At 71.0% G+C, this 24,243-nt stretch carries 20 protein-coding genes and 1 riboswitch; of the genes, 10 read left to right on the top strand and 10 right to left on the bottom strand.

The window, feature by feature from the left end; genetic code table 11:
• Window positions 1-65 precede the first annotated feature (65 nt).
• A complete protein-coding gene (locus AS029_RS03040) occupies window positions 66-905 on the bottom strand; it encodes a helix-turn-helix transcriptional regulator (RefSeq protein ID WP_082642112.1) in 840 nt (279 codons plus the stop codon).
• 100 nt (window positions 906-1,005) lie between these two features.
• On the opposite strand from AS029_RS03040, the gene hxlB reads away from it, so the two are divergent.
• A complete protein-coding gene (gene hxlB, locus AS029_RS03035) occupies window positions 1,006-1,605 on the top strand; it encodes a 6-phospho-3-hexuloisomerase (RefSeq protein ID WP_058231085.1) in 600 nt (199 codons plus the stop codon).
• Between the two features lie 28 nt (window positions 1,606-1,633).
• The gene (gene hxlA / locus AS029_RS03030; RefSeq protein ID WP_058231084.1) at window positions 1,634-2,257 is read left to right on the top strand and encodes a 3-hexulose-6-phosphate synthase; all 624 of its coding nucleotides are present in this window, start codon (window positions 1,634-1,636) and stop codon (window positions 2,255-2,257) included.
• A gap of 368 nt (window positions 2,258-2,625) precedes the next feature.
• Here the strand turns inward: hxlA and AS029_RS03025 are convergent, their stop codons facing one another.
• The 3 genes from AS029_RS03025 to glyA form a co-directional block, all read right to left on the bottom strand.
• Window positions 2,626-3,108, bottom strand: coding sequence for a hypothetical protein (locus AS029_RS03025; protein WP_058231083.1), 483 nt, complete (start codon window positions 3,106-3,108; stop codon window positions 2,626-2,628).
• Window positions 3,109-3,592: 484 nt separating this feature from the next.
• Window positions 3,593-4,477 carry a bifunctional methylenetetrahydrofolate dehydrogenase/methenyltetrahydrofolate cyclohydrolase gene (locus tag AS029_RS03020; protein ID WP_058231082.1) on the bottom strand — a complete coding sequence of 295 codons (885 nt, stop codon included), beginning with the start codon at window positions 4,475-4,477 and terminating at the stop codon, window positions 3,593-3,595.
• A 488-nt stretch (window positions 4,478-4,965) separates the two neighbouring features.
• The gene (gene glyA, locus AS029_RS03010; protein ID WP_058231080.1) at window positions 4,966-6,240 is read right to left on the bottom strand and encodes a serine hydroxymethyltransferase; all 1,275 of its coding nucleotides are present in this window, start codon (window positions 6,238-6,240) and stop codon (window positions 4,966-4,968) included.
• 57 nt (window positions 6,241-6,297) lie between these two features.
• Window positions 6,298-6,383: riboswitch (ZMP/ZTP riboswitch) on the bottom strand.
• A gap of 369 nt (window positions 6,384-6,752) precedes the next feature.
• Here glyA and AS029_RS03005 point away from each other — a divergent pair.
• The 4 genes from AS029_RS03005 (at window position 6,753) to AS029_RS02990 (ending at window position 10,912) form a co-directional block, all read left to right on the top strand.
• Window positions 6,753-7,544 (top strand): FadR/GntR family transcriptional regulator, encoded by a 792-nt coding sequence (locus tag AS029_RS03005; protein ID WP_058231079.1) that lies wholly within the window; start codon window positions 6,753-6,755, stop codon window positions 7,542-7,544.
• Window positions 7,545-7,629: 85 nt separating this feature from the next.
• Complete coding sequence (locus tag AS029_RS03000) at window positions 7,630-8,016, top strand: YrdB family protein (RefSeq protein ID WP_074615811.1); 387 nt, start codon at window positions 7,630-7,632, stop codon at window positions 8,014-8,016.
• On the top strand, window positions 8,013-9,377 hold the full coding sequence (locus AS029_RS02995) for an FAD-binding oxidoreductase (RefSeq protein WP_058231078.1): 1,365 nt from the start codon (window positions 8,013-8,015) through the stop codon (window positions 9,375-9,377). Before AS029_RS03000 ends, AS029_RS02995 begins: the two co-directional genes overlap by 4 nt.
• 143 nt (window positions 9,378-9,520) lie before the next feature.
• Window positions 9,521-10,912: a L,D-transpeptidase family protein gene (locus AS029_RS02990; RefSeq protein ID WP_058231077.1), complete on the top strand. Its 1,392-nt coding sequence runs from the start codon at window positions 9,521-9,523 to the stop codon at window positions 10,910-10,912.
• 77 nt (window positions 10,913-10,989) lie between these two features.
• On the opposite strand, the gene AS029_RS02985 is transcribed toward AS029_RS02990, so the two are convergent.
• A complete protein-coding gene (locus AS029_RS02985; RefSeq protein ID WP_058231076.1) occupies window positions 10,990-12,066 on the bottom strand; it encodes a hypothetical protein in 1,077 nt (358 codons plus the stop codon).
• A 235-nt stretch (window positions 12,067-12,301) separates the two neighbouring features.
• The gene (locus AS029_RS02980; RefSeq protein ID WP_058231075.1) at window positions 12,302-14,521 is read right to left on the bottom strand and encodes an NADP-dependent isocitrate dehydrogenase; all 2,220 of its coding nucleotides are present in this window, start codon (window positions 14,519-14,521) and stop codon (window positions 12,302-12,304) included.
• A gap of 219 nt (window positions 14,522-14,740) precedes the next feature.
• Between AS029_RS02980 and AS029_RS02975 the strand changes: the two genes are divergently transcribed.
• Complete coding sequence (locus AS029_RS02975; protein ID WP_058231074.1) at window positions 14,741-15,193, top strand: GNAT family N-acetyltransferase; 453 nt, start codon at window positions 14,741-14,743, stop codon at window positions 15,191-15,193.
• Between the two features lie 78 nt (window positions 15,194-15,271).
• On the top strand, window positions 15,272-15,463 hold the full coding sequence (locus tag AS029_RS02970; protein WP_139167999.1) for a hypothetical protein: 192 nt from the start codon (window positions 15,272-15,274) through the stop codon (window positions 15,461-15,463).
• Between the two features lie 52 nt (window positions 15,464-15,515).
• Here the strand turns inward: AS029_RS02970 and AS029_RS02965 are convergent, their stop codons facing one another.
• The 4 genes from AS029_RS02965 to AS029_RS02950 form a co-directional block, all read right to left on the bottom strand.
• Window positions 15,516-17,333 (bottom strand): ABC transporter ATP-binding protein, encoded by a 1,818-nt coding sequence (locus AS029_RS02965; protein WP_058231072.1) that lies wholly within the window; start codon window positions 17,331-17,333, stop codon window positions 15,516-15,518.
• Window positions 17,330-19,231, bottom strand: coding sequence for an ABC transporter ATP-binding protein (locus tag AS029_RS02960; RefSeq protein WP_082642110.1), 1,902 nt, complete (start codon window positions 19,229-19,231; stop codon window positions 17,330-17,332). Before AS029_RS02960 ends, AS029_RS02965 begins: the two co-directional genes overlap by 4 nt.
• Window positions 19,232-19,524: 293 nt before the next feature.
• Entirely contained in the window at window positions 19,525-20,022 is a 498-nt protein-coding gene (locus AS029_RS02955; protein ID WP_058231071.1) for a methylated-DNA--[protein]-cysteine S-methyltransferase, read from the bottom strand.
• Entirely contained in the window at window positions 20,019-21,935 is a 1,917-nt protein-coding gene (locus AS029_RS02950; protein WP_228375861.1) for an AlkA N-terminal domain-containing protein, read from the bottom strand. The genes AS029_RS02955 and AS029_RS02950 overlap by 4 nt, the downstream gene beginning before the upstream one ends.
• Window positions 21,936-22,146: 211 nt before the next feature.
• On the opposite strand from AS029_RS02950, the gene AS029_RS02945 reads away from it, so the two are divergent.
• Entirely contained in the window at window positions 22,147-23,574 is a 1,428-nt protein-coding gene (locus AS029_RS02945) for a dihydrolipoyl dehydrogenase family protein (RefSeq protein WP_058231070.1), read from the top strand.
• Between the two features lie 64 nt (window positions 23,575-23,638).
• Complete coding sequence (locus tag AS029_RS02940) at window positions 23,639-24,160, top strand: DUF1697 domain-containing protein (RefSeq protein WP_074615810.1); 522 nt, start codon at window positions 23,639-23,641, stop codon at window positions 24,158-24,160.
• The last annotated feature ends 83 nt before the right edge of the window (window positions 24,161-24,243 follow it).

The raw sequence follows: 24,243 nt of genomic DNA, 5'->3' as shown, positions 1-24,243 counted from the left end.
GGCGTTTCTCGCCGGGGCCGCGGCGCTCCGCGCCGGGGCCGCGGCGTTCCGGGGCCGCGCCGCGATCAGGGCATCCGCGACGCGCCGAGCGCCACGAGCTCGGCCCGCGTGGTGACGCCGGCCTTGCGCAGCAGGTTCGATACGTGGAACTTCGCGGTGTTCTCGCTGATCCCCAGCTGCGCAGCGATCGCCCGGTTGCGGGAGCCGGCGACGACGAGGGTCAGCACCTCGCGCTCGCGCGGACTGAGGTCGACCGCGTCGTCGAGGAACTCGGGCCGCGCCGGCGGGTCGAGAGGGAGCCGCACCGACAGCTCGGAGCCCCACCCCGGAGTCGAAGCGACCTCAAACGCGCCGTTGAGCGCGCTGACCCGTTCGACGATCGGCCGCAGGGAATCGTCGTGCGCGGTCAGGCGTCCCTCCCCGTCGTCGCGGATGCCGATCAACAGGTTCAACCCGTCGCAGTCCCACTGGATGCGCACCCGGTGCGGTGCCCCGCGGTCGAGCAGGGCCAGCACGGCGCTGCGCACGATCGCGCGCGCCTCGTGCGCCACCTCGCCCGGGAGCGCCCGGCCCGTGGTCGGCGGCTCGACGAACTGCACGTCGAGATCGCCGTGACGCACGAGGGGCCGCAGATCGCTGCGCAACCGGGCGAAGGCGCCCGTGACGGGTTCGAGCAGCGCGCTGCGCTGGCTGTCGGTCGCCGTACGCAGCACGACGAGGGCTGCCGCGGCGGCCTCGATCGCGAGGGTGCGCGCCGCCCGGTCGTCGAGGCGCGGCGATCGCAGGATCGCCAGCACGGACTCGAGGGTCACGGCGTGGCGGTCGGCCTGCTCCGCGACGATGCGCTCGTGCTCGATCACGAGTGCGCGCGAGGCCGGCGAGGGCAGGGCGGGGGCGTCGGTCACGGGCCCAACCTAGCCCATCCTGCGCACCTACCCCTTCGGGTAGGTCCACCCCTGCCGGCGACCGGCCTCGGCGACGGCGCCTGCAGCGCAGCATGGGGCCATGCCCTCGCCCGCTCCCGTGAAGACCGCCGCCCACGCCGATGCGGTGCAGGCCTCCCTCGTCCGGATCGCCGCTGAAGTGGCATCCGTCGTCGATCGCCTCGCGGCGCAACCGGACGATCTCGACCGCGTACTCGACGTGCTCACCGGCGCCGACCGCGTCTTCGTCCTCGGAGCCGGGCGCTCGGGACTGGCCCTGCGCATGACCGCGATGCGCCTCATGCACCTGGGGCTCGACGTGCACGTGGTGGGCGACACGACGACGCCGGCCATCCGCGCCACCGACGCGCTGCTCACCGCCAGCGGCTCGGGCACCACCACCGGGATCGTGCGGGCCGCCGAGACGGCGACGGCCGTCGGAGCGAAGATCGCGGCGATCACCACGGCATCCGACTCCCCCCTCGGGCGCGCCGCAGAGGCCCTCGTCGTCGTTCCCGCCGCGGCGAAGCTCGATCGCTCGGGCGCCGCCTCGGCCCAGTACGCCGGCAGCCTCTTCGAGCAGGCCGTCGTGCTCGTGGGCGATGCGATCTTCGACGCTCTCTGGCAGCGCTCGGGCCTCGACGCCGACGACCTGTGGCCGCGCCACGCCAACCTCGAATAACCCACCCGCAGAGAGTAAGGACCCTCGCATGAAGCTGCAGTTCGCCATGGACACCCTGTCCACCGAAGCCGCCCTCGACCTCGCCGCCGCTGCGGCGCCGCACGTCGACATCCTCGAGCTCGGCACCCCGCTCATCAAGAGCGAGGGCCTCTCGGCGATCACCGCCATCAAGCAGGCCCACCCCGACAAGGTCGTCTTCGCCGACCTCAAGACGATGGATGCCGGCGAGCTCGAGGCCGACATCGCCTTCACCGCGGGCGCCGACCTCATCACCGTCCTCGGCTCGGCGGGCGACAGCACGATTGCCGGCGCCGTGAAGGCCGCCAAGAAGCACGGCAAGGGTGTCGTCGTCGACCTCATCGGTGTCGCCGACAAGCCCGCCCGCGCCAAGGAGGTCGTCGCCCTCGGAGCCGAGTTCGTGGAGATGCACGCCGGGCTCGACGAGCAGGCCGAAGAGGGCTTCACGTTCGGCACGCTGCTGCGCGACGGCGAGGCGTCGGGCGTGCCGTTCTCGGTGGCCGGTGGCGTGAACGCCTCGAGCATCGCCGACGTGCAGAAGTCGGGCGCTCAGGTCGCCGTCGCGGGCAGCGCGATCTACAGCGCGCCCGACGTGGGCGCCGCCGCGGCAGCGCTGCGCGCCGCGATCGCGTAACGCCGTCGGGGCGCCGACCTGCCGCGGCGCGAGAAACGCCGTCGGGGCGCGGGCCCAGCCCCGGAGCGAGAAACGCCGGCGGGGCGCGAGCCCAGCCCCGAAGCGAGAAACGCCGCCGGGGCGCGAGCCCAGCCGCGGCGCGAGAAACGCCGTCGGGGCGCGAGCCCAGCCCCGGAGCGAGAAACGCCGCCGGGGCGCGGGCCCAGCCCCGGAGCGAGAAACGCCGTCCCGAGTCGGAAACGCCGCGTAGGGGCGTGTCTCGCTAGGGACGGCGTTTCTCAGACGGCACCGGATGCCGGCAGCTCGCGCACACGAACGGCGAAGGCCGCGGACGTCATCGCACGTCCGCGGCCTTCGGCGTCGAGCGGTCAGTCCTCGTCGTCGTCGTCCTCGTCGTCGTCACCGATGATCTCGATGTCTTCGACCTCGAGCTCGGGCGTGAGCTGCACGTGCACGAGAGCATCGGGGAACGAGGTCTCCCCGGCGAAGACGACGATGATGGCGTCGGCGAAGACCCCGACGCCGATCGCCTCGAGGTCGGTGCGCAGGTCGACGTCGGCATCGAGCTCGTCGTCGTCGAGGGCGTCTTCGATGTCGCTCGCGACCTCTTCGACGATCGCGCGCCAGCGGTCCTCGCTCACCGACAGGATGTCTTTCAGCCCCGTCATGATCGCGTCGAGGTCGGGCTCGTCGTCCTCGTCGAGCTCGGGGTCGAGGTCGACCTCGACTTCGACGCCTGCGGCGTCGAGGTGTCCGGCGCCGATGACGCTGTCTTCGTCGATCTGCGCGTCGTCGAGCAGACCGCTCTCGGTGACGCGGCGGAGGAGGTCGTTCAGCACGGACTCAGTCATGAGAAAACTCTGCCACGTCGGCCGGGTCGCCGCCTCCCCCATTGCGTCGGATGCCCCGTCCGTTCAACCGGCGGCATCGTGCGATTCACCGCTCGTCGACCGATGCGTGGGGTCGGGGCATGACGCCCGGCGTGCCGCGCTCCGGAGAACCCGTTCCGCCGCACGCGACAGCCGGCCGGAACCCCGGCGATCCGGCGCACATCTCCGGAGCCCCGAACGCCGCGCCGGCACCAAGACCGACCGAGGCCTGCAGGCGTGCGACGGCCCGGGACGCCTGGTCCGCGCCGAGACGGCCCCAAACCCGCAGGCGTACGACGGGCCCGGGATGTCTCGTCCGCGCCGAGACGGCCCCAAACCCGCAGGCGTACGACGGGCCCGGGATGTCTCGTCCGCGCTGAGACGCCCCAGCCCCGCAGGCGTGCGTCGGGCCGCCCCGCGCTCGACGCCCGGCGCCGGAAAGGAGCGCGCGTACAGCGGCGCGGTGTCAGACCGCGGCTGCTCGCTCGGCCGCCTCGACGACGTTCGTCATGAGCAGCGCGACGGTCATCGGCCCCACTCCCCCGGGGTTGGGCGAGACGAAGCCTGCGACATCGACCACATCGGGGTGCACGTCGCCGTAGACGCGCGATTTGCCGGTTTCGGGGTCGGTCTCGCGTGTCACGCCCACGTCGAGCACCGCCGCGCCCGGCTTGACGTCTTCGGCCCGCACGATGTGCTTCACACCGGCCGCGGCGACGATGACGTCGGCCTGGCGCAGGTGCGTGGCGAGATCGGCGGTGCCGGTGTGCGTCAGCGTCACGGTGGCGTTGATCTCGCGGCGGGTCAGCAGCAGCCCGATCGAGCGGCCGATGGTGACGCCGCGGCCGACGACGACGACCTCTTTGCCCTTCAGGTCGTAGTCGTTGCGGAGCAGCAGCTCGATGACCCCGCGCGGCGTGCACGGCAGCGGCGTGAGAATGGGCGCGTTCACGTTGAGCACCAGACGCCCGAGGTTGGTGGGGTGCAGGCCGTCGGCATCCTTGGCCGGATCAATCCGCTCCAGGATCGCGTCGGTGTCGATGTGCTTCGGCAGGGGCAGCTGCACGATGTAGCCGTGGCACGCGGGGTCGGCGTTGAGGCGGTCGATGACGGCCTCCACGTCTTCCTGCGTGGCTTCGGCCGGCAGCTCGACCTGGATCGAGTTCATGCCGATCGCCTCGGACTGCTTGTGCTTCATGCCCACGTACAGCTGCGAGGCCGGATCGGCGCCCACGAGCACCGTGGCGATGCCGGGCACGATGCCCCGCTCGCGCAGGGCCGCGACGCGCTCGGCGAGCTCCGCTTTGATCGCCGCAGACGCGGCCTTACCGTCGAGAATCGTCGCCGTCATGGCATCCCTCGTTCTGTGTCGTACCGGTCGTGGGGGTGTTCGTCGATAAACGCGATCTCGTGGAGCAAACGCCCCGACAAGACGTTTCTTCCCGCCGATCCCGTTTATCGAGGTGATGGGCGGTGGGATTCCGGATGCCGCGTCGCCGCGTCACGATCCGTCGCTCCGGCGAAGCCGCGGCGCCGGGGGCGGGCCCCGCGGCCGAAGCCGTCGCCGGGGGCGGGGCCGAAAGCGGCGCCGGGGGCGGGGCCGCCGCCGAAACCGGGGCCGCGGCCGAAACCGGCGCCGGGCCCGCGGCCGAAACCGGCGCCGGCGCCGGGGCCCGGGCCGGAGCCGGTCTCCCCCCGCAAGAAACGTGACCGCCCGAGAGAAACGTCCCGCGAAGGCGTTTCTCCCCGGGAGTCGCGTTCACCGAGAGGGTGGGACGGCGCGAGGCGACCCCGACGCCGGGACGGAACCGCCGCGAAGCGACCCCGCCCCGGCGGCGATCACTGCTGCAGGTCGGGGTACAGCGGGAACGCGTCGGCGAGCGTCGCGACACGCGCGCGCAGCGCCTCGACGTCGGCGCCGGGCTGCAGGGCCAGGGCGATGATGTCGGCCACCTCGGTGAACTCCGCGTCGCCGAAGCCGCGGGTCGCGAGCGCGGGCGTGCCGATGCGCAGGCCAGAGGTCACCATCGGCGGACGCGGGTCATTGGGCACGGCGTTGCGGTTGACCGTGATGTGGATCTCGTGCAGCAGGTCTTCGGCCTGCTTGCCGTCGATCTCGGCCTCGCGCAGGTCGACGAGCACGAGGTGCACGTCGGTGCCGCCCGAGCGCACGGCGATGCCCGCGTTCTTGACGTCGTCCTGGGTGAGGCGGTCGGCGAGGATCGCCGCACCGCGCAGGGTGCGCTCCTGGCGCTCCTTGAACTCGGGCTTCATGGCGAGCTTGAAAGCCGTCGCCTTCGCGGCGATGACGTGCATGAGCGGGCCGCCCTGCTGACCGGGGAAGACCGCGGTGTTGATCTTCTTGGCGAGCGCCTCGTCGTTGGTGAGGATCAGACCCGAACGGGGGCCGCCGATCGTCTTGTGCACGGTGGTCGAGACGACGTGCGCGTGCGGGATGGGCGAGGGGTGCACGCCCGCGGCGACGAGGCCGGCGAAGTGCGCCATGTCGACCCACAGCAGCGCACCGACCTCGTCGGCGATGGCGCGGAAGGCGGCGAAATCGAGCTGGCGCGGGTAGGCCGACCAGCCGGCGATGATGACCTTCGGCTTGTGCTCGACGGCGAGGCGGCGCACCTCGTCCATGTCGATGATGCTGGTCTCGGGGTCGACGCCGTAGGCGACGATGTCGTAGAGGCGGCCCGAGAAGTTGATCTTCATGCCATGGGTGAGGTGACCGCCCTGGTCGAGCGCAAGGCCGAGCAACGTGTCGCCGGGGCGGGCGATCGCGTGCAGCACGGCGGCGTTGGCCGACGCGCCCGAGTGCGGCTGGACGTTGGCGTACTCGGCGCCGAAGAGGGCCTTGGCCCGCTCGATCGCGAGCGACTCGGCGACGTCGACCTCTTCGCAGCCGCCGTAGTAGCGGCGACCCGGGTAGCCCTCGGCGTACTTGTTGGTCAGCACCGAACCCTGCGACTGCAGCACCGAGACGGGGACGAAGTTCTCGGAGGCGATCATCTCGAGGAAGCCGCGTTGACGGTTCAGCTCGCGCTCGAGAACCTCGGCGATCTCGGGATCGACCTCGGAGAGAGGGGCGTTGAAGTACGGATCGGTCATGCGATCTCCTTGACGATGGTTCCGGATGCCACGGACTCGGCGAGTCCGCAGAGATACCGCATCGACCCAGGCGTGCGGTCGAATACCGTCAAGCGGTCGCTCCCCGGTGGTTACCCACCTCAACGCCAGTCGCGACCGTGTCAGCCTACCGGTTTCCGCCGCGGCACGCCGAGGGGCCACCTCGGAAAGACCCGCGGATCGACCTCACCAGGACAGGCCGGCGATCTCGCTCGTCGGATGACGCGCTCGGCGCCGAAGCAGGCGTAAGCACGGGGGCGGTCGGGCCGCGGCGGGGCTCGCTTCCGGTCGACGGACGTCGTCGTCTTTCATGATCCACCCTCACTCGGCAGGAGTCGGCGTCATACTCAGCGGGGTTGTCGCAGCGTCGCGGGAGCGGAACAGCGATGTTCCGGTCATCGCTCAGGAAGACGCCGACGCGAGGCGCACGCGGGATCGGTCCCGCACGTGCAGATGAGCGTCGGTGATCAAGGGTGCTCCTTTACCATGACGGAATGATCCCGCTCGATCCTCCATCGGGTACGACGGCCACGCCGCCGCGTCGGTCGCAGACCGACATCGTGGTCGCATCGATCCTGTCGATGGTCGAGTCGGGTCAGTTGAGCGCGGGCGACCGCCTGCCGATCGAGAAGCACCTGGCTGAACAGCTCGGCGTCTCGCGCGGTTCGCTGCGCGAGGGCGTCCGCGCGCTCGCCGTACTCGGGGTGGTCGAAGCACGCCAGGGCGACGGCACGTACGTCACCGCCCTCGATGCGACCACACTGCTGGGACCGCTGACGCTGTTCGCCGACCGGCAGATGAACGCCGAACCGGCGCAGCTGCTGCACGTGCGCCGCGTGCTCGAGGCCGAGAGCGCCGCCCTGGCCGCGCGCCTGGTCACCGACGAGCAGATCGCCGCGATGAGCGCCCTCCTCGATCGCGTCGACGCGCTGCTCGAGGCCGGCACAGAGCAGAGCGACATCGGCGCCATCATCGACGTCGACACCGAGTTCCACCGCCGCATCGCGCAAGCCGGCGGCAACCCGTTGCTCGCCGCCCTCATCGATTCACTCGCCGGCCGCACCTACCGCACGCGCGTCTGGCGCGCACTCGAAGAGCGCGAAGTCATCGCCGCGACGCAGGCCGAACACCGGGCGATCCTCGAAGAGATCGGGCGGCGAGACCCCGACCGCGCGCGGATGCGGATGCACCTTCACCTGCTCGCGGTCGAGGATTCCGCCAAGGCTCACCGACTCGATACGACCTCTCCGACGACCGACGCCGACGACGACGCACCCACCCCGTAGAAGCCGTTGGGGAACGAGTACTCCTCCAACGTCGAGCCGAACACCGCCCGGGCACGCCACGCGGAGACGACGTACCATCGAAGGCGTGTCCGAAACCCCCCGCGTCCGCGCCGCAGCACCCCTCGACCCGGGCATGCGCCCCCGGCCGACCGCGATCGAGATCGTCAGCGTCGCCTGCGGGCTCGTCGCCTTCGTGACCCTGGCCATCTGGGGCTTCACCGCCTGGCCGCTGCCGTGGAACATCGTCGCCGGCATCGGCGCCCCGGCGCTCGCGATCGTCGTGTGGGCGCTGTTCGTCTCGCCGCGCGCCGTGTTGGCCGTGCACCCGTTCGTGCGCGCGATCGTGGAGCTGTTCGTCTACGCCGCCGCGACCATCGCCTGGTGGAGCATGGGCCAGGCGTGGATCGGCCTCGGATTCGCGATCGTCGCGGTCACCGTGGGCGCCGTGAACGGCCGCCGGCGCCTGGGGTGAGCGCCGACGTCGTCGCCCTGCTGCGCGCCGAGCTCGGCGAGCGGGTCGACACCCGCCCCGCATCCCTCGAGGCCGCCCGCGCCGACAAGTCGGGCCACGCCGCCACCGGTCTTCCGCTCGCCATCGTCAATGCGGCATCCGTCGCCGACGTGCAGGCCGCGCTGCGCATCGCCTCGGCCACCCGCACCCCGGTCGTGCCGCGCGGCGCCGGCACGGGACTCGCCGGCGGCGCAAACACCGGCGGCGGCGAGATCAGCCTCTCGGTGCGCGCCATGGACCGCGTCATCGAGGTGCGGCCCGACGATCTGCTGGCCGTCGTCGAACCCGGCATCCTCAATGCCGACCTCAATGCGCTTCTCGAACCGCACGGCGTGTGGTGGGCGCCCGACCCCGCGAGCCGTGCCATATCGACCGTCGGCGGCAACATCGCCACCGGTGCGGGCGGCCTGCTGTGCGCGAAGTACGGCGTCGTCCGCGACGCGGTGCTCGGCGTCGACCTCGTCCTGGCCGACGGACGCCTGCTGCACCTGGGCCATCGCAGCGTGAAGGGCGTGACCGGACTCGACCTCACCTCGCTCGTCATCGGTTCCGAAGGCACCCTCGGCGTCGTGGTGGGGGCGACCCTGAAGCTCCGCCGCCTCGTGGAGGGCGAGCGCGTGACGCTGACCGCGCTCTTCGAGGGCGTCCGGGCGGCGGCCGTGGCGTCGGCGGCGGTCACGGCATCCGGTGTGCAGCCCGCGATCATGGAGCTGATGGATGCCACGAGCCTCGCAGCCGTGCACCGCCTGCTGTCGTTGCCCGCACCGCCCGTCGGCGCCGCGCAGCTGACCATCCAGACAGACGGCCCCGTCGCGGCGGACGAGGCGCGCGTCATCGCCGACGTGTTGACGGCGGCGGGCGGCCATGTGTCGGTCGCCGCGGACGCGGTCGAGGGAGAGGCCCTCCTGGCCGTGCGGCGAGCGATGCATCCCGCCATGGAGACCCTCGGCACGACGCTCATCGAGGACGTCTCGGTGCCCCGCAGCGCCCTGCCCGACATGTTCGACGAGATCGCGCGCATCGAGCGCGAGTTCGGTCTCGTCATCCCCGCCGTCGCCCACGCCGGCGACGGCAACCTGCATCCGAACTTCGTCTTCGACGGACCCGACGTGCCGGCGGTGGTCTGGGATGCCGCGGAGGAGCTGTTCCGTGCCGCCCTCGCCCTGGGCGGCACCCTGACCGGCGAACACGGCATCGGCGTGCTCAAGCGCCGGTGGTTGGCCGACGAACTCGGCGACGACCAGTGGCAGCTGCAGCGCGACATCGCCCGGGTGTTCGACCCCCTCGGCATCCTGAACCCCGGCAAGGTCTTCGCCCCCTGACGGCCGCGGGATGCGACGTCGCCGCGCCCACGCAGCCGCCGCGCACTTGCCCCGTGGGCGTGATGAGACCGTGACATGCCTCCGGGTGAATGCGCAGCACGGTCTAATAACATGAGAAGACTGACTACCGGGGGGTTTCACTCATGACCGACGGCACCGACGGCGCGACGTACGCCTGGGCTCCGGCCGAGCCCAAGACGCGCAAGAACCGCTCCGGCCTGTGGATCGGCATTCCCGCCGGCGCGACGGCCGTCGCGCTGATCGCCGCCTCGCTCGTGCTCATCGCCCCCGGCGCATCGGTCGCCGGCGTGCAGATCGGCGGCCTGACCGCGGGAGCGGCGGCACAGGCGATCGAGACCCGTCTCGCCGAGACCGCCGTCACCGTCGAGAGCCCCGCCGGTGAAGTCACCGTCACCGGTGCCGACCTCGGCGCCACGGTCGACGCCGCAGCCCTCGCCGACAAGGCCTTCGCCGACAACCCGATGTGGAAGCCCGCCTCGTGGTTCCCCCAGGGCACCGGCGTGTCGATCGAGGTCGACGCCGCCGAGGCGGCCGCGGCCCTGAGCGAGCGCTCCCCCGGCGCGTTCCGCGCTCCCGTCGACGCCTCACTGGCCTACGACGCCGGGGCTGAGTCCTACGTGACCACCCCCGCCGAGGCCGGCGAGGGCATCGACGTCGCCGCGGTCACGGCCGCGCTGCAGTCCGCGTTCGACGCCGGCATACCGTCGACCACCGTGCAGGCGGGTCTCGTCCCCGTCGACGCGCCCGTCAGCACCGAAGAGGCCGACGTCGCCGTCGCGAAGCTCAACGGCATCCTCGACTCCGCCGGGTTCTACATCGGCGACGAGCGCACCGTGCCCGTCGACCGCGCCACCGCGGCATCGTGGATCACCGTGACGCCCGACGGCACGGGCGAGTTCGCCATCTCCGCCGACGAGGCCGCCATCCAGAACGCGGTCGCGGGCCTCGCGGGCAGCGTCGACCGCACCGCCGTCAACGCCGACGTCATCGTCGACAGTGGCGGCGAGGTCATCAAGGCCCTGACCGAGGGGCAGACCGGCCGCACCCTCGGCGACACCAGCGGCATCGCCGCCGCCTTCGCGGCGCAGCTCGCCGACGGCGACGCGCGCTACGCCCTGACGGTCACCGAGACGCCCTTCGACACGAAGAAGACCGAGCGTCGCATCGACGTGAACCTCAGCGCGCAGACGGTCACCCTCTACGAGAACGGCCAGGTCTACCGCAACTGGTCGATGTCGTCGGGCAAGAGCGGGTGGGAGACCCACACCGGCAACTACCGCATCGGCTGGAAGACGTCGATGCAAGACATGGGCTGCGTCGACGGCTACGACTGGTGCACCAAAGACGTGCCCTGGGTCGCCTACTTCAACGGCGACGAGGCGTTCCACGGCACCTACTGGCACAACAACTTCGGGACGCCGATGAGCCACGGCTGCGTCAACCTCACGGTCAACAACGCCAAGGAGCTCTACGACTGGGCCTACAAGGGCACCGAGGTCTCGGTCCACTACTGAGGCCGGTTCTGACAGAGGGGCGGATGCCATGGCATCCTCCCCTCCGTCGTTCTCACCGCCGCAGTTGAGCGGCGTCGTCAGCCGTGCGCATCCACGGCGTCGACGAGAACGTCGAACATAGTAGTTCGACCGTCGGCGACCCGGGCTTTCCAGTCAGGGGCGAGGTGGTCGAGCAGGAAGGCGAGCTGGGCGCCGGTCTCATACCAGATCGTGTGCTCGAAGATCCCGGGGTCGCCGTCCGCCGACGTCGCCCAGTCGAGGACCGCTCCGAACGAGCTCGTCTCGCCTCGCTTGTTCGTCAGAACGCCGATCCGCCCTCCCGACACATCGGAGTACCGCCGCTCGAGGTAGCGCGCGCTGCCCTCGATCGTCTCGAGGGCAGCGCGGGCGCTCAGAGCCGGCACGCTCTCGACCTGGGCTCGTCGCTCCTCGACGATGCGCGCCGCGATGTCCCGACGCTGCGCGTCGTCGGTCGCCGTGGTCACGGCATCCAGCGCCGCGAACTCCTGCCCGAACAGCGCTCGCAGCTGCGCGCCCGTCGGCGGGTCCCACACACGCGCTCCCCCGTCGATGTCCTGCCGCCACGTCGGCTGCACGTTGACGTGGAAGGCTTCGTGCATCGAGAAGGTCGCGAACTGCAGCAGCGGATCGCTGTCGTCGTCGAACTGAGCCGGGGAGTACGTGAAGGCGAGCACGCCCCTGCCGGCGTACTCGAGTGTGTCGAACGTGCCGGGCGTCCACGCCGTCAGCATCTGGAGGTCGACGTCGGTCGCGACGCGCACGTCCGACAGTGTGCTGTCTTCGGCGAACTCCATGCGGGCGAAGCGCGATGTGTCGATGAGCGACGACATGTTGACGAGGTAGACGTAGGGCCAGGCCAGGGCACCGTCGGCGTCCTTTCGCACCAGCAGCAGCGGCTCACGGTCGTACCGGTAATCGGCATCCCACAGCGCCTCGGGCGTGCGCGCGAAGGCGTCGTACTGCGTCTGCAGGGCGACGAACATGCGCGTGTCGAGCTCGTCCAGCGCCGCGGGATCCGTCGGCGGCAGACGCTTCACCCCGAACTGGTAGACCCCGAGCAGCGCGAGGACGATGGCGAACACCGAAGCGACGACGAGGAGCGAGCGACGGCGGCGAGGGAGAAGCGGAGACACGGGCGATCCTTTCCGGTGGAAGGACCAGTGCAGCAAGCCCGCGCGCGCCCGTCGACGACACTCCCCCGCCCACGCGCCGTGGCCGCGTCACGTTCGCCCGCACGTTCACCCCGTGGACCGTGCGGGATGTCCGCACCGCGTCGCCGAGCGCTCGGGAGCAAGCCGCGGCTCCCTCGGGCCGACGACGACGAAGGGCGGATGCCGTGTGGCATCCGCCCTTCTCGGGAGTCGCGTGTCAGCGCAGGCCGTCGACCACCGCGTTCAGCGTGGCCGAGGGGCGCATCACCTTCTCGACGAGCTCGGTGTCGGGGCGGTAGTACCCGCCGATTTCGGCGTGGTGGCCCTGCACCGCGTTGAGCTCGGAGACGATCGTGTCCTCCTCGGCGGCCAGCTTCTCGGCGACGGGGGCGAAGACCGCGGCCAGGTCGGCATCCGTCGACTGCTGCGCCAGCTCCTGCGCCCAGTACAGGGCGAGGTAGAAGTGGCTGCCGCGGTTGTCGATGGTGCCGAGGGCGCGGCCGGGCGACTTGTCGTTCTCGAGGAACGTGCCGGTCGCGGCGTCGAGCGTCTGCGCGAGCACGCGAGCGCGGTCGTTGCCGGTGGTGTCGGCGAGGTGCTCCAGCGAGGCCGCGAGCGCGAAGAACTCACCCAGCGAATCCCAGCGGAGGTAGTCCTCCTCGACGAGCTGCTGCACGTGCTTGGGCGCGGAGCCGCCGGCGCCGGTTTCGAACAGCCCGCCGCCCGCGAGCAGCGGCACGATCGAGAGCATCTTGGCGCTCGTGCCGACCTCGAGGATCGGGAACAGGTCGGTGAGGTAGTCGCGCAGCACGTTGCCGGTGACCGAGATCGTGTCTTCGCCGCGGCGGATGCGCTCCAGCGAGTAGGTCGTCGCTTCGGCCGGCGCGAGGATCTCGATGGTGAGGCCCTCGGTGTCGTGGTCGGCAAGGTAGTCGTTGACCTTGGCGATGAGGTTGCGGTCGTGCGCGCGGGTCTCGTCGAGCCAGAACACGGCCGGAACACCGGTGGCGCGGGCGCGGGTGACGGCGAGCTTCACCCAGTCGCGGACGGCGACGTCTTTGGTCTGCGTCGCGCGCCAGATGTCGCCCCGGTCGACCTCGTGCTCGAGCAGCACGTCGCCGTTCGAGGCGACGACCTGCACGCGGCCGGCCGCCGGGATCTCGAACGTCTTGTCGTGGCTGCCGTACTCCTCGGCCGCCTGCGCCATGAGGCCGACGTTCGGCACCGAGCCGATGGCGGCCGGGTCGAGGGGGCCGTGGGCGATGACGTCGTCGATGGTCGCCTGGTAGACACCGGCGTACGAGGAGTCGGGGATGACGGCGAGGGTGTCGGCCTCTCCCCCGTCGGCGCCCCACAGCTTTCCGCCGTTGCGGATGAGCGCGGGCATCGACGCGTCGACGATCACGTCGGAGGGCACGTGCAGATTCGTGATGCCCTTGTCGCTGTTGACGTACGAGAGGCGCGGACCGTTCTCGAGCGCCTCGCGGATCTCCGTGGCGATCGCTTCGCCGCCCTCGACGTTCGACAGCCCCGCGAGGATGGAGCCGAGTCCGTCGTTCGGGGTGAGGCCCGCAGCGGCGAGCGCGTCGCCGTGGCGGTCGAACACGTCGGCGAAGAACGCCTTGACGACGTGGCCGAAGATGATGGGGTCGCTGACCTTCATCATGGTGGCCTTGAGGTGCACCGAGTAGAGCACGTCGTCGGCCTTCGCCTCGGCCAGCGTGTCGGCGAGGAATGCGTCGAGGGCCGCGGCCGAGAGGAAGGTGGCATCCACGATCTCGCCCTGGAGGACCTTCAGGCCCTCTTTCAGCGTTTTGACGGTGCCGTCGGCGGCCACGTGCTGGATGGTGAGAACGTCGTCGTCGGCGATGACGACCGACTTCTCGTTCGAGCGGAAGTCGTCGTGACCGAGGGTCGCCACGCGGGTCTTCGAGCCGTCGGCGAACGCCTTGTTGCGGTGCGGATGCTTCTTGGCGTAGTTCTTCACCGCGAGCGGGGCGCGACGGTCGCTGTTGCCCTCGCGCAGCACCGGGTTCACGGCGGAACCCTTGATGCGGTCGTAGCGGGCGCGGACGTCTTTGTCTTCGACGCTCGACGCCTCGTCGGGGTAGTCGGGGATGTCGTAGCCCTGCGACTGCAGCTCGGCGATCGCGGCCTTGAGCTGCGGGATTGATGCCGAGATATTCGGCAGCTTGATGATGTTCGCCTCGGGCAGCGTCGCGAGGCCACCGAGCTCGGCGAGCGCGTCGCCCACCTGCTGCTCGGGGGTCAGCCGCTCGGGGAAGGCCGCGAGGATGCGGCCGGCGAGCGAGATGTCGCGGGTCTCGACGTCGACGCCCGCCTGCTTCGTGACGGCCTGCACGATGGGCAGGAACGACGCGGTGGCGAGAGCCGGCGCCTCGTCGGTGTACGTGTAGATGATGGTGGAATCGGGCACGTCAGATCTCTCCGTAGAGGCGGCCAGGGTTGCTCCCCAGCCTATCGCACCGCGGCAAAGTCTCTTGATGTCGAGATAATTCGGGGGCCTTCCCGCCGTGTGCTCACGGCGGGCTGCGGGTGAACGCGGGGCGGCGCGTTGGCGACGCGCAGGTGACGCCGAACGCATGCTCGGGCATGCGATCTTGGGACTGAGGGGGCGTGCCGCTAGCCTGGGCGCATGGCTGACCTGCGTCTCGTCGAACTGTCCGCCGCCACGATCGTGGCGGTGAACACCCTGTCGCTCAAGCCCGGGCAAGAGCAGTTCCTCGCTCCTGTCAGCTACGGCATCGCCGCGACCGTCAGCAATCCGCAGACCTCGTGGCAGCGGGTCGTCCTCGATGGCGACGAGGTCGTGGGCTTCGTCAGCGCGAACTTCGACCCCGACGCGCACGAGGAGCACTTCCGCTCCGTGCTGTGGCGCATCAACGTCGACGCCGACGAGCAGGGCCGCGGCGTCGGCAGCTTCGCTCTCGCCGCCGTGCTCGACGAGGCCCGCAACCGCGGCATGGACCACGTCGACGTCATCTACGAACCCGGCGTCGGCGGCCCCGAGGCCTTCTTCGAGCGCGTCGGCTTCACGGCCGTCGGCGAGACCGAGTACGGCGAGGTCATCGCGCGCATCGGCGTCTGACGCGAAAAGCTCCCTGACGGCGGGTGAATGTCGTCGATCCCGCTGTCGGTGGAACGCTCGCGTGCCTACGGTTGCCGCATGACAGGGCCCTGGTTCTCCCTCCCGTTCGGGATCGCCCTCGCGGTCTTCGCCGTCATCCAGCTCGGACCGAACCCGCAATGGTGGAGCATCACCACCACGATCATGCTCGGCGCCGCGGCGACCATATCGATCTCTCGTGGCGTGCTCGATATGTGGGCGGCCCGCCGACGCAGAACCCACGGCCGGTAGTGATCATCCGGATGCCACGCCCCGTCACGGCAGGGGCGTGGCATCCAAATGATCAGACGAGCGACTCCCGCCAGGCGGCGTGCAGCTGCGCGAACTTGCCGGTGCCCGCGATGAGCGCGGCGGGGGTGTCGTCCTCGATGATGCGGCCGTGCTCCATCACGAGGACCCGGTCGGCGATCGCCACCGTCGAGAGACGGTGGGCGATGATGATGGCCGTGCGGTCGGCGAGCAGGGTCTGCAGAGCGTCCTGGATGAGGCGCTCGCTCGGGATGTCGAGCGACGCGGTCGCCTCGTCGAGGATCAGCACCGACGGATCGGCGAGGAACGCGCGGGCGAACGAGATCAGCTGGCGCTGGCCCGCCGAGACGCGACCGCCGCGCTTGTTCACGTCGGTGTCGTAGCCGTCCGGCAGCTTCGAGATGAAGCCGTCGGCACCCACGGCGCGAGCGGCCGCGCGGATCTCGTCCATCGTGGCATCCGGCTTTCCGAGCGCGATGTTGTCGGCGACCGTCCCGCTGAACAAGTACGCCTCCTGCGTCACCATGACGATCGCCCGGCGGAGATCCTTCGGGTGCAGGCGGCGCAGATCGACGTCGTCGAGGGTCACCGCTCCCCGCGTGGGGTCGTAGAAGCGCGACACGAGTTTGGCGAGCGTTGACTTGCCGGCGCCGGTCGTGCCCACGAGGGCGATCGTCTGTCCGGCGGGGATGTCGAGGGAGAAGTGCGGCAGGATGACGCGATCGTCGGAGTATCCGAACGTGACGTCGTCGAAGCGCACGTGGCCCTTCGCCGTCCACAGGTCGATCGGGTCGGTGGGGTCGGGCACCGTGGGTTCCTCTTCGAGGACGCCCGACACCTTCTCGAGGGCTGCCGTCGCCGACTGGTAGGAGTTCAGGAAGAACGCGACCTCCTGCAGCGGCGAGAAGAAGTTGCGCACGTACAGCACCGCCGCTGTGAGCACACCGATCTCGAGCGGTCCGGCGATGACGCGCCCTCCGCCCCACAGCAGAACGACCGCCACCGAGACGGCGGCGACGGCCATGATGCCGGGCTCGAAGGTTCCGAACAGCTTGATCGAACGCATGTTGACGTCGCGGTAGCTGGCGGCGAGCGAGCCGAACTCGTCGTCGTTGCGAGGTTCCTTACGGAACGCCTTGACGGCGCGGATACCCGTCATCGTCTCGACGAACTTCACGATGACCTGGGCGCTGATGACACGCGACTCGCGGTAGATCACCTGCGAGCGCATGTAGAACCACCGCATGAGCAGGTACATCGGGATTCCCATGACGGTGAGGATCAGGCCCGACTGCCAGTCGATGAGGAACAGCGCGATCAGGGTGAACAGCCCGTACAGCACGCCCGAGACGAGCTCGTTGAGCCCCCCGTCGAGCAGTTCGCGGATGGTGTCGAGGTCGCTGGTCTGACGCGAGATGATGCGGCCCGAGGTGTACGACTCGTGGAACTCGAGGCTGAGCCGCTGCGTGTGCAGGAAGATGCGCTTGCGCAGGTCGAGCATGACCGCCTGCGTCAGGCGCGCGGCGACGACGACGTACCAGCCGATGAGGACGGCACCGCCGATGCCCGCGAGCAGATAGATGCCGACGACGCCGATGGTCGGCATCCAGTCGCTGCGCTCGATCACGGCGGGCAGCGCGTTGTCGATGCCGTAGGCGATGAGGGCGGGTCCGGCGACGCGAAGCGCCGTCGACACCACGAGCACGGATGCCGCGAGCACGAGCTGCCAGCGCAGGGGCGACACGAGCGAACCGAGCAGACGCAACGAGCGCTGACGGATCGCGCGGCTCTCCTCACGCGTGTAGTCGGAGCGGTCTTCGCCGCTCGTTCCGGAGACGGTCGCGGTGGTCATCGGGTCGCCTCCTTCTGGGTGCGAGCGTCGGGGCGGTCGTCGGGCGCGACGGCATCCGGGGTGCCGTCGTCAGTCGAACGGATGATGGGGATGGCGCCGGTGCGCGCTTCGCGCTCGGCCTCTTCGAGGCTCGAGATGACATAGCGGTAGTGCTCGCTCTCACGCAGGAGGTCGGAATGCGTACCGACGGCCGTCACCCGACCGTTCTCGAGCAGGGCGACGCGGTCGGCGAGAGTCACGGTCGAGGGGCGGTGCGCGACGACGAGGGCGGTGGTCTCGCTCAGCACCTCGCGCAGAGCGTCTTCGACCAGGGCCTCGGTGTCGACGTCGAGGGCCGACAACGGGTCGTCGAGCACGAGCACAGCCGGTCGCGCGGCGACCGCGCGAGCGAGGGCGAGGCGTTGACGCTGACCGCCGGAGAGACTGAGGCCCTCCTCGCCGATGACCGTGTCGAGCCCGTCGGGCAGGTCGTAGACGAAGTGCGCCTGCGCCACCTGGAGCGCCTCGCGGAGGAGCTCCTCGGACTCGGGCGAGCCCGGCGCGAGGTCTTCGCGCCCGAGCAGCACGTTGTCGCGCACCGTCTGAGAGAAGAGCGTGGCGTCTTCGAAGGCCATGCCGACGTGTCGACGCAGCTCGGCGAGCGTGAGGTCGCGCACGTCGACGCCGTCGAGAAGCACGCGTCCGCCCGTGACGTCGTAGAGGCGTCCGGGCAGGGTGGTGAGCGTCGTCTTGCCCGAACCGGTGAGCCCGACGAGCGCCATCGTCTCGCCCGGCCGCAGCACGAGGTCGACCCCGTCGAGCAGGTCGGGCTCGGTGTCAGCGGCATCCTGATACCGGAAATGCGCGTTCTCGAACGCGAGCTCGCCGCGGGGCACGGCGATCGTGCGCGGGTGCTCGGGGTCGACGATCGTGTTCTCTTCGTCGAACACCTCGAAGATGCGGTCGGTCGCGGTACGGGCGTCGAGGAGGAACGAGAAGAGGAACCCGATCGACTCCATCGGCCAGCGCAGCACGGTGGCCATCGCGAAGAAGGCCACGAGCTCGGCGACCTGCAACTGCTCGAGCTGCGTGAGCACGATGCCCGCACCCAGGCACACGGCGAACGCGATGTCGGGGAGCAGGACCAGCCAGAACCAGATCCACCCGATGGCGCGCGCCTTGTCGATCTCGGTCTCGCGCAGCGACTCGGCCTGGCGCGTGAACTTCTGCAACGCGTGCTTTCCGCGCCCGAAGGCTTTGAGAACGCGGATGCCGTGGACGCTCTCTTCCACCGAGGTGGCGAGGTCGCCCGCCTGGTCCTGGCTCTGACGTGTCAACGCCCCGTAGCGCTTCTCGAACCGGAAGCCCACGTAGATGACGGGCGCCGAGGTGACCAGGAACAGCGCCCCGAGCAGCCAGTGCCAGCGGAAGAGCAGCACGGCGCCGATCACGATCGTGAGCAGGTTGACCACGAGCAGGATGACGCCGAACGCGAGCCAGCGGCGCAGCATGCTGATGTCTTGCATCATGCGCGACAGCAGCTGCCCCGACTGCCAACGGTCGTGGAACGCGACGGGCAGGCGCTGAAGGCGCGAGTAGAACGACTGGCGCAGGTCGTACTCGACCTTGGTCGCGGGGGCGAGCACGAACCAGCGCCGCAGCCACACCATCGCGGCTTCGGCGAGACCGAGACCGAGGACGGCGAGAGAACCCCAGACCAGCGCTGCGGGGTCGAGGGAGGCGATGGGGCCGGCGACGATCTGCTCGAGCACGAGCGGGATGGCGAGCGCCAGCAGGCTCGCGACGAGCGCGGTGGCGGCGCCGGCGATCAGGCGCGGCAGCACCGGACGCGCGATGGGCAGCAGACGCGCGAGCGCGCGCGGGGTCGAGAGGCGGGGTGGCGGCGAAGCGGTGGTCATGATCCTCGTGGGGTCGAAGCGGACGCCGGGATGAGGCGCGGAGAGGGATGCCGGAGGCGCGGCGAAGCTCGTCGGTCGGGGCGATGCGGCTGCGCCGGAGCGCGACGCGGGGCCCTACGAGCGTCGGACGGGGCGCGTCGCGTGGGAGGACGCGGCGACCAGAGCGACGAGGGCGTCGATTCGGTGCATGGCATCCTCCTTCATCGATGGGGCTTCCGCCGGGGGGACGGCAGCCCTCCAGCGTATCCTCGACCGAACGCCCGCGGCAAGAGTCGCTCTGCTTCTCGCCCAGATCAGACGGCGGATTCGCGCGCCAGCAGACTCCGTTTCACCCCCGTTCCCCATGCGAACCCGCCCATCGTCCCGTCGCCGCGCAGCACGCGATGACATGGAACGAACAGCGCGACCGCATTGCGTGCACAGACGGATGCCGCGGCACGAACGGCGGTCGGCGACCCCAGGGCGGCCGCGAAGCCGGTGTAGGTCAGCGGTGAACCCGGGACGATGCCGCGCAGCGCGTTCCAGCCGGCGAGCTGGAGCGTCGTGCCGCTCTGGGCGACGGCGACGGCGTCGATCGCGGCGACGTCTCCGGCGTAATAGGCACGGACGGCATCGGCGGCGGACGTCTCCCCCGCCGTCACCTCGGCAGGCCGCCGGTCGGGACGCAGACGCGCCAGCACCGCGTCGGCGTCGGCGGTCCAGCCCGACACGATGACGCGATCGGCGGCGTCGACGAGGATGGCGAACGGACCGTCGGGGGTGTCGACGAACTGCAGGGTCGCGCGGGTCATGCGGGGGTCTCGCTCTCTCTTTCGGGATCGGGGGATGGCGCGGCGGCGGCGCGCGAGTCGCGGGGAACGGCGGTGCGGAAGCCGCGGGAAGCGGTGGCAGCGCCGGCACCGGCCGGAACGGCCGCGGTGCGGGAGCCGCGGGAAGCGGCGGCGGCAGGAGAACCGACCGCATCGGCGGCGGCGCGTGAGCCGCGGGAAGCGGCGGCGGTGGGAGAACCGGCGGGAACGGCGACGCCGGCCGCGGGGTCCCCGCGCGATCCGTCGACCGCAGGCACCGCACCGGGAACGGCGGCGGTCGCGTCACCGGGGACCACGGCCCCGGCAGCGTGCCGTTCGACCGTCACCGCGCTCGCGACGACGTCGACGGGCGTCGCATCCGATCGTCGTCGCCGTCGGGGAACGGTCGCAGCCGCCGCGGTCTCGGCCGGGGAACGCCACGCCTGGGTCACCGGCGCGGCGTACCAGTAGTGCGCCATGGCGTAGCTGCGCCACGGCGCCAGTCGCTCCGACCAGGCGGTGAAGCCGGTCGGGTCGGACGGCAGGCCGAGGGCGGCCGCCCCCGCGCGTGCGGCGACGTCTCCGGGCAGCAGCACGTCGGGGTCGCCGAGGACCCTCATGCGCACGTAATCGGCGGTCCACGGCCCTATCCCCCGCATCGCGAGGAGCCGCTCCCGCTGCGCAGCGCCGTCGTCGCCCGGGCCCAGGTCGAGTGACCCGTCGGCGAGCGCCGCCGCGGCCTCGACGATCGCCCGCATGCGCGCGGCGGGACCGCGAAGAACCTCGAGTCCCCGCTCGGCGATCACGGCGGGCTCGGGGAAGAGGGTCATCGCCTCGGGTCCGACCTCGACCGTCTGCCCCAGCTCGGCCGCCAGCCGCCCCTGCATGGTGCGCGCGGACGCGACGCTGATCTGCTGCCCGATCATCGCGCGCAGCAGCATCTCGTGCGCGTCGATGGCTCCCGGCACGCGGACGCCCGGGATGGCCGCGACGGCCGGGGCGAGCTCGGGGTGTCGGGACAACTCCTCGTCGACAGCCTGCGGGTCGGCGTCGAGGTCGAACAGCCGTCGGACGCGTGCGATGAGCGTGCCGAGGTCGGCGAGGGCCGCCAACCGGGCACGGAGGCGCAGGCGGCCGTCGTCGGCACGGCGCACCTCGAACCACGCGGGCCCGCCGGGCAGTCGCACGACCCTCGCGAACGATCGGTCGTCACCGACTTCGACCCCGGGGATCGCGTGCGCACGCATCCATCCGAAGAGTCCGACGGTGTCGATGGGCCCCCGGATGGGAAGAGCGAGATCGATCTCGCCGGCGGACACCTCCGCCCCCGCCGACCGCGAGCGGCGCGCCCGCAGCTCGCGCGGCGGCATCCCGAACACCTCGCCGATGGTCTCGGTGAACTGGCGGATGCTGGAGAACCCCGATGAGAAGGCGACGTCGGCCGACGACAGATCGGTGCCGACGAGCAGGGCTCGCGCCGTGTGCGCGCGGTGCGCCCGGGCGAGAGCGAGGGGTCCTGCGCCGAGCTCGGCGTGCAGCAGCCGGGTCAGGTGCCGCGAGGAGTAGCCCAGCCGGCGGGCGAGGCCCGGCACGCCCTCGCGGTCGACGACGCCGTCGGCGATGAGTCGCATCGCTCGCGCCGCGACGTCTCCGCGCACGTCCCACAGTGGCGACCCGGGCGCGGCCTCGGGCAGGCACCGCTTGCACGCGCGGAAACCCGCCTCGTGCGCCGCGGCCGATGTGGCGTAGAACGCGACGTTCGCCTCGTTCGGCGTGCGCGCCGGGCAACTCGGACGGCAGTAGATGCCGGTCGAACGCACCGCCGTCACGAACTGCCCGTCGAAGCGGCGATCGCGCGACTGGATGACGCGGTATCGCTCGGCGAAGGCCGGGGAGTCGACGGTCGTGGGGGTCATGGCATCCACCCTGCCACCGACCTCCGACATCGGCTGGCGGAAATCGGACACGACCGTGGGGGACGCGCGCCGGGCCTCCCGTCGACGGAGAGACCACGCTGTACCCGCGACGCCGGGCCAGCGTGAGAACCTCGACCCTCCCGAAGGTCGCCCCCGCACAGTCGTCGCGCAACCCCCGCGCGATGTCGGAGGCCGTGGGTAGCGTGGCGGCATGAGCGAACGCGAATACGACCTCATCGTCATCGGCGCCGGCCCCGTCGGCGAGAACGTCGCCGACCGCGCCGTGCAGGCCGGTCTCACCGCCGTCATCGTCGAGTCCGAACTAGTCGGCGGCGAGTGCTCGTACTGGGCCTGCATGCCGTCGAAGGCGTTACTGCGCAGTGCCGCGGCCTTGCGCGCCGCCCGCGACGTCGATGGCGCGAAGCAGGCCGTCACCGGCGGTCTCGACGTCGAAGCGGTCCTGCGTCGTCGCGACGCCATGACGAGCGATTACAACGACTCCGGCCAGGTCGAGTGGCTCCAGGGCGCGGGCATCGATCTCGTGCGCGGACACGGGCGCCTCACGGGGCAGAAGACCGTGCGGGTCACCGCAGACGACGGCGCCACGACCGACCTGGTCGCCCGTCACGCGGTGGCGGTCTGCACCGGGTCGGCCGCGCTCCTGCCCGACATCCCCGGCCTGGCCGAGGTGTCGCCCTGGACCAGTCGCGAGGCCACCGCCGTGCAGCAGATCCCCGGCTCGATCGCCATCATCGGCGGCGGAGTCGTCGGCTCCGAGATGGCCACGGCGTTCGTGAGTCTCGGCAGCGAGGTCACGATCATCGCGCGCTCGGGTCTGCTCGGCGGCAACGAGCCGTTCGCGGGTGAGCTCGTCGCGTCCTCGCTCCGCGACCGCGGCGTGACGGTGAAGACGGGCGCGGATGCCACGTCCGCGCGCCGTGACGACGACGGCCGGGTCGTGCTCGAACTCTCCGACGGCACCACCGTGACGGCCGACGAGGTGCTCGTCGCGATCGGTCGCACGCCGCGCACCGATGACCTGGGGCTGGATGCCGTGGGGCTCGAGGCCGGCGCCTGGCTCGACGTCGACGACACCCTGCTCGTGCGGGGCTCCGACTGGCTCTACGCCGTCGGCGACGTCAATCACCGCGCGCTCCTCACGCACCAGGGCAAATACCAGGCCCGCGCCGCCGGAGACGTCATCGCCGCCCGGGCGAAGGGCGACGAGATCGATGACGCCCCGTGGGGCGCGCACGTCGCCACCGCCGACCACGACGCGGTGCCGCAGGTCACCTTCACCGACCCCGAGGTCGCATCCGTCGGCATGACCGCGAAGAAGGCCGAGGAGAAGGGCCTGAACGTGAAGGTACTCGATTACGACCTCGCGAGCATCGCCGGTTCCAGCGAGCAGTCCGACGCCTACGTCGGCAAGGCCCGGGCGATCGTCGATCTCGACCGGGGCGTGTTGGTCGGCGCGACGTTCGTCGGTCCCGACATCGCCGAGCTGCTGCACTCGGCGACGATCGCGGTGGTGGGCGAGGTGCCGGTGAAGCGTCTCTGGCACGCCGTCCCGTCGTACCCGACCGTCAGCGAGGTGTGGCTGCGTCTGCTCGAGACGCTGGGGCGCGACTCCGCCTGAACCCCAACGGCGTCTTGCACCGCGGAGCCGTCGGCCCGGTCGGCCGAGGGCATAGGGTCGCACCATGTCACGCTCGATCGCCCTGATCCGTGGAGTCGGAGGACCCACGGCGTTGAAGATGGCCGCGTTGCGCGAGGTCCTGGCATCCGCGGGTCTTGGCGAGGTCGAGACGTTGCAGGTCGCGGGGAACGTCGTGCTCGATGACGGGGGGCGGTCCCCCGATCAGATCGCCGGCGCCGTGCGAGAAGCGGTGCGCGGGGCCTTCGGGTTCGACCTGCCCGTGATCGTGCGGACGCACGCCGAGCTCGCCGATGCCCACGCGTGCAACCCGTTCGCCGATGCCGCCGAGGGTCGGTGGGTGCAGACGGTGTTCCTCTCCGAGACTCCGCCCGCGGGGACGACGGTGGTCATCCCGGCCGACTCCCCCGAAGACGCCGTGCTCGACGGTCGCGAGATCTTCGTGCGCTACCCCGAAGGCATCGGCGGCTCGAAGCTGCAAGCCGGATGGTTCGAGAAGCGACTCGGTGTCACCGGCACGGCCCGCAACGCGAACACGGTCGCCAAGCTCGTCGAAATGAGCCGGTGAGCGCAGCGGCTTCCGGCGCGACGAGAGGGACGGACGTCGCACGCTGAGCGATCGTCTCTGGCATCGCCGCGCAGGCGGTGACC

This window comes from Microbacterium enclense (genome assembly GCF_001456955.1).
GTDB classification, from domain to species: Bacteria; Actinomycetota; Actinomycetes; order Actinomycetales; family Microbacteriaceae; genus Microbacterium; species Microbacterium enclense.
This window is presented reverse-complemented; position numbering and strand designations above follow the sequence as displayed.

Excerpts from the sequence above, each read along its gene's own strand:
- hxlB (WP_058231085.1), top strand. The coding sequence starts at position 1,006 with ATGCCCTCGCCCGCTCCCGTGAAGACCGCCGCCCACGCCGATGCGGTG.
- hxlA (WP_058231084.1), top strand. The coding sequence starts at position 1,634 with ATGAAGCTGCAGTTCGCCATGGACACCCTGTCCACCGAAGCCGCCCTC.
- AS029_RS03025 (WP_058231083.1), bottom strand. The coding sequence starts at position 3,108 with ATGACTGAGTCCGTGCTGAACGACCTCCTCCGCCGCGTCACCGAGAGC.
- AS029_RS03020 (WP_058231082.1), bottom strand. The coding sequence starts at position 4,477 with ATGACGGCGACGATTCTCGACGGTAAGGCCGCGTCTGCGGCGATCAAA.
- glyA (WP_058231080.1), bottom strand. The coding sequence starts at position 6,240 with ATGACCGATCCGTACTTCAACGCCCCTCTCTCCGAGGTCGATCCCGAG.
- AS029_RS03005 (WP_058231079.1), top strand. The coding sequence starts at position 6,753 with ATGATCCCGCTCGATCCTCCATCGGGTACGACGGCCACGCCGCCGCGT.
- AS029_RS02990 (WP_058231077.1), top strand. The coding sequence starts at position 9,521 with ATGACCGACGGCACCGACGGCGCGACGTACGCCTGGGCTCCGGCCGAG.
- AS029_RS02975 (WP_058231074.1), top strand. The coding sequence starts at position 14,741 with ATGGCTGACCTGCGTCTCGTCGAACTGTCCGCCGCCACGATCGTGGCG.
- AS029_RS02970 (WP_139167999.1), top strand. The coding sequence starts at position 15,272 with ATGACAGGGCCCTGGTTCTCCCTCCCGTTCGGGATCGCCCTCGCGGTC.
- AS029_RS02965 (WP_058231072.1), bottom strand. The coding sequence starts at position 17,333 with ATGACCACCGCGACCGTCTCCGGAACGAGCGGCGAAGACCGCTCCGAC.
- AS029_RS02960 (WP_082642110.1), bottom strand. The coding sequence starts at position 19,231 with ATGACCACCGCTTCGCCGCCACCCCGCCTCTCGACCCCGCGCGCGCTC.
- AS029_RS02955 (WP_058231071.1), bottom strand. The coding sequence starts at position 20,022 with ATGACCCGCGCGACCCTGCAGTTCGTCGACACCCCCGACGGTCCGTTC.
- AS029_RS02950 (WP_228375861.1), bottom strand. The coding sequence starts at position 21,935 with ATGACCCCCACGACCGTCGACTCCCCGGCCTTCGCCGAGCGATACCGC.
- AS029_RS02945 (WP_058231070.1), top strand. The coding sequence starts at position 22,147 with ATGAGCGAACGCGAATACGACCTCATCGTCATCGGCGCCGGCCCCGTC.
- AS029_RS02940 (WP_074615810.1), top strand. The coding sequence starts at position 23,639 with ATGTCACGCTCGATCGCCCTGATCCGTGGAGTCGGAGGACCCACGGCG.